Genomic DNA, 7,366 nt, shown 5'->3' with positions numbered 1-7,366 from the left:
CCAACACGTACGGTCTGCCGCACATCGTCGTCCGCTTCGAGGACCTGATGGCGTGCCCGGAACGGTCTCTGGAGCGGCTTGCCGAATGCTGGTCATGGCGGGCTTCGCGCTCCGGCCGCTGGTGCAGACCGTCCGCCGCCCGCCCGCGACCGGCGACGACGCGATGAACGTCCGGTTCATCGAGATGATCCAGAAGATCCAGGACCTCCCGGTCGACGGCACCCGGCAGTACTCCGAGCTGTCGCTGTACTGGGTCCTCTGGTACGTCGGTATTCCCGCGCTGCTGTTCGCCACGTTCGGCGCGGCGCTGCTGGTGCGGCGGCTGCTGCGCGGCCAGTCCCCGGAATGGCTCCTGCCCTACGCGATGGTCGTCTGGACGACCGCGCAGGTGCTGGTGCGTCCCGGCATCACGCCCGACCACCCGTGGGCGTCCCGCCGGCTGATCGGCCTCGTCATCCCCGGCCTGCTGCTGTTCACGGTGTTCGCGTCGGCCTGGACCGTCAAGCGCGTCCGGCGGCTCGGCTACGGGCCGGGGATGGTGCGGGCGGGCGCGGTCGCCGGGTTCGTGCTGATGCTGGCGCCGATCGTGCTGACGTCCGGCGGCTACCTGGTGACCCGCACGGAGCAGGGCGAGGTGACCGCCGTGGAGGGGATGTGCCGGGCGCTGCCCGCGCGCGCCTCGGTCGTGATGGTCGAGCAGGCCACCGCCGACCGGTTCCTCCAGGTCGTCCGCGGTGAGTGCGGGCTGCCCGCCGCGCGCACGACCGGCTCCGCGTCGCCCGAGGACGTGCGGCGAGTCGCCGCCGGGGCGCGGCGGGCCGGGCGCCGCCCGGTGATCATGGCGGCGAGGCCCGAGCAGGTCGCCCCCTACGGGGCGGCGCGGCGGGTGCTGCACCTGGTGACACGGCAGGACGGGCGCACGCTCACCGGGCCGCCCGGCGGCACCTGGGGGCTGACCATGGAGGTGTGGGCGGCCGAGCCCGCGGGGGCGTAGTGGCCGCCGATGCGCGCCGGGGCGAGTATCCTCGCGCTGCGTGAGCACCCAGTCTGTCGAGCCGAAGCCCCAGCCGCCCGCCGATGTGGAGCCCGCGTCCGATCCCGCGCCCGTGCCCGAACCGGTGCCCGCGCCCGGTCCGCCGGCCGCCCCCGACGCCGTGCACGTCACGATCGTCCTGCCCTGCTACAACGAGCAGGACCACGTGATCGACGAGGTCGAGCGCATCTGCGCGGCGATGGACGCCAGCGGCAAGACCTACGAGCTGCTGGCCGTCGACGACTGCTCGACGGACGCGACGCTCGCCCGGCTGGAGGAGGCGGCGCCCCGCTTCCCGAACATGCGCATCATGGCGTTCCAGCACAACAGCGGTTCGGGCACCGTCCGGCGCATCGGCTCCCAGCAGGCCCGCGGCGACATCGTCGTGTGGACCGACGCCGACATGTCCTACCCCAACGACCGGATCCCCGAGCTGGTCGAGCTCCTCGACTCCGACCCGGCGGTCGACCAGGTCGTCGGGGCGCGCACCACCGAGGAGGGGACGCACAAGGCGCTGCGGGTGCCCGCCAAGTGGTTCATCCGCAAGGTCGCCGAGCGGCTCACCAACACGAAGATCCCCGACCTGAACTCGGGGCTGCGCGCGTTCCGCCGCGAGGTGTCGCTGCCGTACCTGCGGCTGCTGCCGCCCGGGTTCTCCTGCGTCACGACGATCACCATCGCGTTCCTGTCGAACCAGCACCCGGTGCGGTACGTGCCGATCGACTACGCCAAGCGGGCCGGCAAGTCGAAGTTCCACTTCACCAAGGACGCCTACCGCTACATCCTTCAGGTGCTGCGGATGGTGATGTACTTCAACCCGCTCAAGGTGCTGATGCCGCCGGCGCTGTGGCTGATCGTGATCGGCCTGCTCAAGGGCGTGTTCGACATGGTGGTGCACTTCGGCTACTTCGCCAACAACACCATCATGATCTTCGTGACGGGGTTGATCATCGCGTCGCTGGCGCTGCTGGCCGACCTGATCGTCCGCTCGCGCGGGGACGTCTAGCGGCATGCGCGTGGCGATCGTCGGGCCCGCGTTCCCCTACAAGGGCGGCGGCGCCCGGCACACCACCGAGCTGGCGCACCGGCTGGCGGCGGCGGGCCACGACGTCGTCATCGAGTCGTGGCGGGCCCAGTACCCCTCGTTCCTGTACCCCGGCCAGCAGACGATCTCCGAGCCGGAGGGGGAGCCGTTCCCCGGCACCCGGCGTCGGCTCGACTGGCGCCGCCCGGACGGCTGGTGGCGCACCGGGCGCGCGCTGAGCTCGTGCGACCTGGTCGTCCTGGTCGTGCTGAGCACCGTCCAGGTGCCGTCCTACCTGGGGATCCTCGCCGGGCTCCGGGGCCGGACCCCGGTGGTGGCGCTGTGCCACAACGTCCTGCCGCACGAGCGCAAGCCCTACGACGAGCCGCTGATGAGGCGCCTGCTCCGGAAGGTGGACGGCGTGCTCGTCCACACCGAGGCGCAGGCCGGCCTGGCGCGGGGGCTCACCCCGCGGCCGGTGCGGGTCGCGGAGATGGCCGCGCACCTGCCCGCGGCCGGCGCCGCCGCGCCCGGCGACGGGAAGGTGCGCCGGCGGCTGCTGTTCTTCGGGATCGTCCGCCCGTACAAGGGGCTGGACGTCCTGCTGCGCGCCCTCGCCGAGGGCCCGGACGACGTGGCGCTGACCGTCGCGGGCGAGTTCTGGGGCGGCCTGGACGAGACCCGTGAGCTGGTCGGCTCGCTGGACCTGGCGTCCAGGGTGGAGCTGCGGCCCGGGTACGTCCCGGCCGCCGACATACCCGGGCTGTTCGCGGCGGCCGACGCGCTCGTCATGCCCTACCGGTCGGCGACCTCGTCGCAGAACGTGTGGATGGCCCACGAGTACGGCCTTCCGGTGATCGCCACCGATGTGGGCGGTTTCGCCGGGCAGATCCGCGACGGCGTGGACGGGCTGGTCTGCGCGCCGGACGACGTGCCGGCGCTCGCCGGCGCCCTCCGGCGCTTCTACGCGCCGGGGGAGCCGGAGCGGTTGCGCTCCGGCGTCCGCCCGGTCGACCACGGCCCGGTGTGGGCCGCCTACCTCGACGCGCTCACAGGTGCGGTTCGATGACCTTCATCAGGGCGCGCTTCGGCTTGGCGCCGACGATCTGCTCCACGACCTCGCCGTTCTTGAGGAGCAGGAGGGTCGGCAGCCCCATCACGCCGTACTTGCCCGGCGTCTGAGGGTTCGCGTCGTAGTCCATCTTCGCAATCTTGATCTTGCCGTCCTGCTCGGCGGCGATCTGCTCCAGCACGGGAGCGATCATGCGGCACGGCCCGCACCAGTCGGCCCAGAAGTCGACCAGAACGGGGGTGTCACTGCTCAGGACCTCGTCCGCGAACGTCGCGTCGGTCACGGTGATCGGGGCCGTCACGGTCCCTCCTTCGTAGGCTGCGCATCCGTCGTGGGCTGCGTACCCGTCACAAGCTGTTCGGACCGCGGTTCATTCCCGGCCGCCGGGGCCGTCCTGCCCAGCAGGAACGCCGCGCCCGCGATCAGCAGGTCGGCGGCCGTCAGCAGCACCCGGGACGCGATCGCGACCACGACCGGCGCGCCCGCCGGGAGCACCGGCGTCAGCACGACCGTCAGCGCCGCCTCCCGGGCCCCGATGCCGCCCGGCGCGATGAAGACGAGGAAGCCGGCGACGAACGCCAGCGCGTACGCCCCGGTCGCCAGGAAGGGCAGCCCCTTGCCGTCGCCGCCCACGGCCGCGCACAGCAGCCAGGTGTGCACGCCGAACAGGGCCCAGCCGAGAACCGTCCACCCGACGGCCCTGAGCGTCGCGCCGAGGCTGACCGGGTGCTCCAGCGGCGGCCGCCGCACGAGCCTGAGCATCACGCCGAGCGCCCAGCTCACGATCCTCGGGTGCAGCATCACCAGCAGGACGGGCGCCAGCAGGAACAGCCACCAGTACTCCCGGCGCGCCGCCGCGGACGTCAGCGGCAGCGTCACCGCCGCGACCGCGAGGCCGCACGAGGTGGACGTCGCGACCGCCAGCATCGTCGAGCCGAAGCTGCGCTCGGGCGGCACCTTGTGCTCGCGCGTCATCTCGATCTGGGTGACCAGCGCCCACACCTTGCCCGGGACGTACTTGCCGAGCTGGCTGATCCCCGAGATCCGGAAGACGGCCCGCACCGGCAGCGGCGACCCGAGCCCGGCGAGGAACTCCCGCCAGCCGAGCATCCAGGCGAAGAGCCCCGCCAGACCCGCGGCGAGCGCCCCGGCGAGCACCGCCCACGACATCTGCCGGAACGCGTCCACCGCGGCGTCCCACTGGGACGCCACGCTGTAGCCGCAGAACGCGAGCGCGAGCAGGACCAGGAGCACGCGCAGGGCCCGGACGGCGACGACCTTCATCTTCACGCGCCCAGCGTAGGCGAACGTGACCTCGCGGCCGCCCGCTCCGCCTAGAGTTGGGGAGCGATGAAGATTTCGGATGTGGTCGCCTTCATGGGGCACCAGGTGCACGTGTGCCGGTACCGCGAGGCGGGGACGCTGCTCGACTGGATGGGGCGCGACCTGCGCGGCAAGCGGGTCCTCGACGTCGCGGGCGGTGACGGCTACTGGGCCGGCCGCGCGCGCCGGCGCGGCGCCGAGGCCGTCTCGATCGACCTGGCCCGCGGCAAGATGGTCTACGGGCGGACGCTCGCGCACGCCCCCGCGCTGATCGAGTGCGACGCGCTGCGGCTGCCGTTCGCCGACGGCTCGTTCGACGCGGTCCTGTCGGTCTGCGCGATCGAGCACTTCGACGACGGCGGCAGGTCGCTGGACGAGATGGCGCGGGTTCTCAAGCCCGGCGGTGAGATCTTCATGTCCGCCGACGTGCTGAGCCGCGCCGACGCCTGGCCGAAACTGCGCGACGCGCACAAGGCCAAATACCACGTCCAGCACACCTACACCCACGACAGCCTGCGCAAGCTGATGGACGAGCGCGGCCTCGACCTCGTCGGTCACAGCTACCAGTTCCGCACCGCCGCCACCGAGCGCCTCTACCTGTCCCTTTCCACCTACGGCGGCAGGGTCGGCTTCAACGCGGCCGCGCCGCTCACGCCGCTCGTCGCCCTCGCCGACCGCGCCGCGCCGAACGAGCGCGGCAGCATCGTCCTGGTCCGCGCCCGAAAAAGATAGGGCCGCGCGGGAGCCGGGGCGCGTAAGCGGTGGCCGTGTGGGGAGGGCCCCTCACGGATGAATCGCGTGGAACGAGATCCGGCGAGTTGGCGCCTTCCGGGCGTACGCTCGGAGAGTAAAGAGTGATCTACGCCACCGCGCTGGATGGGGGAGTGGACCGTGGCGCCTCGGATTCTGCTCGACGCCACCGCCGTGCCTGCCGACCGCGGCGGGCTCGGCCGGTATGTGGACGGCCTGCTGTGCGCCTTGCACCGGCAGGGCGCCGACCTCGCCGTCGCCTGCCAGCGTGCGGACGCCGAACGCTATGAGGGCCTCGTGCCCGGCGCGCAGGTGGTCGCCGGGCCCGCGACGCTCTCGCATCGCGCCACCCGCCTGGCCTGGGAGCAGTCGGGCCTGCCGCACGTGGCCCGGCGCGTCGGCGCCGAGGTCATCCACCTGCCCACCTACACGATGCCGGTGAGCGCGGGCCTGCCGACCGTGGTGACGATCCACGACGTCACCCTGTTCGCCGAGCCGGAGCCGCACGACCCGGTGCGCACCTCCTACATCAAGTCGGCGACCCGCACCGCCGCCCGCCGCGCGACCCGGCTGATCGCGCCGTCCCGCGCGACGCGCGACGAGCTGGTCCGCATCCTCGGCGCCGACCCGTCCCACATCGACGTCGCCTACCACGGCGTCGACCACGAGGTCTTCCACCGCCCGTCCGAGGCGGAGGTCAAGCACGTCTCCGACCGCCTCGGCCTGCACGGCCGCCCCTACGTCGCCTACCTGGGCGCGCTGGAGCCCCGCAAGAACGTCCCGAACCTGATCCGCGGCTGGGTGCGGGCCTGCGCCGGCCGCGACGACGCGCCGGCGCTCGTCCTCGCGGGCAGCGGCGGCTGGGACGACGAGGTCGACGCGGCCCTCGCCACCGTCCCGCTGGAGCTGCGCGTCCTGCGCCCCGGCTACCTGCCCTGGCCCGCCCTGCCCGGGTTCTTCGGCGGCGCGCTGGTCGTGGCGCTCCCGAGCCGCGGCGAGGGCTTCGGGCTGCCCGTCCTTGAGGCGATGTCCTGCGGCGCGCCCGTCCTGACCACCCACCGCGGTCCCCTCCCGGAGGTCGGCGGCGACGCGGTCGCCTACACCGAACCCGATCCGGAGGGCATCGGCGCCGCCCTCACCTCCCTGATCGACGACCCGTCCCGCCGCGCCGAACTGGCCGAGGCCGCGCACACCCGCTCCGAGCGGTTCTCCTGGTCGGCGTCCGCGGAGGCGCACATGGCCTCCTACCAGCGGGCCGTGGACCAGTACGCCGCGGCACGCACCCACTAGGCTCTCTCCGACCGCGCGTGGAGAAAGGAACCGAGTGGAAGCGATCCTCCTGGTGGGAGGTCAAGGCACCCGCCTGCGCCCCCTGACGATCTCCACCCCGAAACCCCTGCTCCCCACCGCGGGGGTGGCGTTCCTCGCGCACCAGCTGGCCCGCGCCCACGCCTCGGGCGTCGAGCGCATCGTGTTCGCCACGTCCTACCGCGCCGAGATGTTCGAGGCCGCCTTCGGCGACCGCGCCTACGGCGTCGACCTCGCGTACGTCAGCGAGGACGAGCCGCTCGGCACCGGCGGCGCCATCCGCAACGCCGCGCGCGCCCTCACCTGCGGCCCGGACGACCCCGTCCTGATCCTCAACGGCGACATCCTGTCGGGCCACGACGTCCGCGCCCAGGTGAAGCTGCACGAGGCCGCCGCCGCCTCGGTGACGCTCCACCTCACCGAGGTCGACGACCCGTCCCGGTTCGGCTGCGTCCCCACCGCCGGCGACGGCCGCGTCACCGCCTTCCTGGAGAAGACGCCCCATCCGGTGACGAACCAGATCAACGCGGGCTGCTACGTCTTCCGCCGGTCGGCCATCGACGCGATCCCCGAGCACGAGGTGGTCTCCGTCGAGCGCGAGACGTTCCCGTCGCTCATCTCGTCCGGCGCGGTGGTCATGGGCTACGTCGAGTCGGGCTACTGGCTGGACGTCGGCACCCCCGAGGCCTTCGTCCAAGGTTCGCGCGACCTCGTCCTCGGCGCTCTGGCGTCGCCCGCCATGCCCGGCGAGCCGGGCGCTGTTCTCGAACACGCGGGGGACGGCCAGCAGGAACGTCGGCCGGAACGAGGCCAGGTCCGGCAGCAGGTTCGGGACGTCGCTGTGCCCGAGCACGAT

The 7,366-nt window shown here is 73.0% G+C and carries 8 protein-coding genes; 6 read left to right on the top strand and 2 right to left on the bottom strand.

The genetic code is table 11. From position 1 onward, the window contains the following. Window positions 1-85: 85 nt before the first annotated feature. The 3 genes from AB0K37_RS39045 to AB0K37_RS39035 all read left to right on the top strand — a co-directional run bounded on the left by AB0K37_RS39045 (window position 86) and on the right by AB0K37_RS39035 (window position 3,126). On the top strand, window positions 86-994 hold the full coding sequence (locus AB0K37_RS39045; RefSeq protein WP_363990395.1) for a hypothetical protein: 909 nt from the start codon (window positions 86-88) through the stop codon (window positions 992-994). Between the two features lie 112 nt (window positions 995-1,106). After that, on the top strand, window positions 1,107-2,039 hold the full coding sequence (locus AB0K37_RS39040; protein WP_363990399.1) for a glycosyltransferase family 2 protein: 933 nt from the start codon (window positions 1,107-1,109) through the stop codon (window positions 2,037-2,039). 4 nt (window positions 2,040-2,043) lie between these two features. Then, window positions 2,044-3,126 (top strand): glycosyltransferase family 4 protein, encoded by a 1,083-nt coding sequence (locus AB0K37_RS39035; RefSeq protein ID WP_363990394.1) that lies wholly within the window; start codon window positions 2,044-2,046, stop codon window positions 3,124-3,126. On the opposite strand, the gene trxA is transcribed toward AB0K37_RS39035, so the two are convergent. Both trxA and AB0K37_RS39025 read right to left on the bottom strand, forming a co-directional pair. Then, window positions 3,107-3,430 carry a thioredoxin gene (trxA, locus tag AB0K37_RS39030; protein ID WP_179837481.1) on the bottom strand — a complete coding sequence of 108 codons (324 nt, stop codon included), beginning with the start codon at window positions 3,428-3,430 and terminating at the stop codon, window positions 3,107-3,109. The two genes, AB0K37_RS39035 and trxA, sit on opposite strands and share 20 nt — an antisense overlap. Then, the gene (locus AB0K37_RS39025; RefSeq protein WP_363990397.1) at window positions 3,427-4,413 is read right to left on the bottom strand and encodes a lysylphosphatidylglycerol synthase transmembrane domain-containing protein; all 987 of its coding nucleotides are present in this window, start codon (window positions 4,411-4,413) and stop codon (window positions 3,427-3,429) included. The genes trxA and AB0K37_RS39025 overlap by 4 nt, the downstream gene beginning before the upstream one ends. 66 nt (window positions 4,414-4,479) lie before the next feature. Between AB0K37_RS39025 and AB0K37_RS39020 the strand changes: the two genes are divergently transcribed. The 3 genes from AB0K37_RS39020 to AB0K37_RS39010 all read left to right on the top strand — a co-directional run. Next, window positions 4,480-5,184 (top strand): class I SAM-dependent methyltransferase, encoded by a 705-nt coding sequence (locus AB0K37_RS39020; protein WP_345177699.1) that lies wholly within the window; start codon window positions 4,480-4,482, stop codon window positions 5,182-5,184. Between the two features lie 159 nt (window positions 5,185-5,343). Further along, on the top strand, window positions 5,344-6,492 hold the full coding sequence (locus AB0K37_RS39015) for a glycosyltransferase family 1 protein (RefSeq protein ID WP_363990391.1): 1,149 nt from the start codon (window positions 5,344-5,346) through the stop codon (window positions 6,490-6,492). Between the two features lie 34 nt (window positions 6,493-6,526). After that, window positions 6,527-7,366: nucleotidyltransferase family protein (locus AB0K37_RS39010; RefSeq protein WP_363990389.1), on the top strand; the 840-nt coding region annotated here is incomplete at its 3' end.

Source organism: Actinomadura sp. NPDC049753 (genome assembly GCF_040674655.1).
In the GTDB taxonomy this organism is placed as follows: domain Bacteria; phylum Actinomycetota; class Actinomycetes; order Streptosporangiales; family Streptosporangiaceae; genus Spirillospora; species Spirillospora verrucosospora.
The sequence above is the reverse complement of the archived record's forward strand: the minus strand, read 5'-3'. Positions and strand labels throughout refer to the sequence as shown.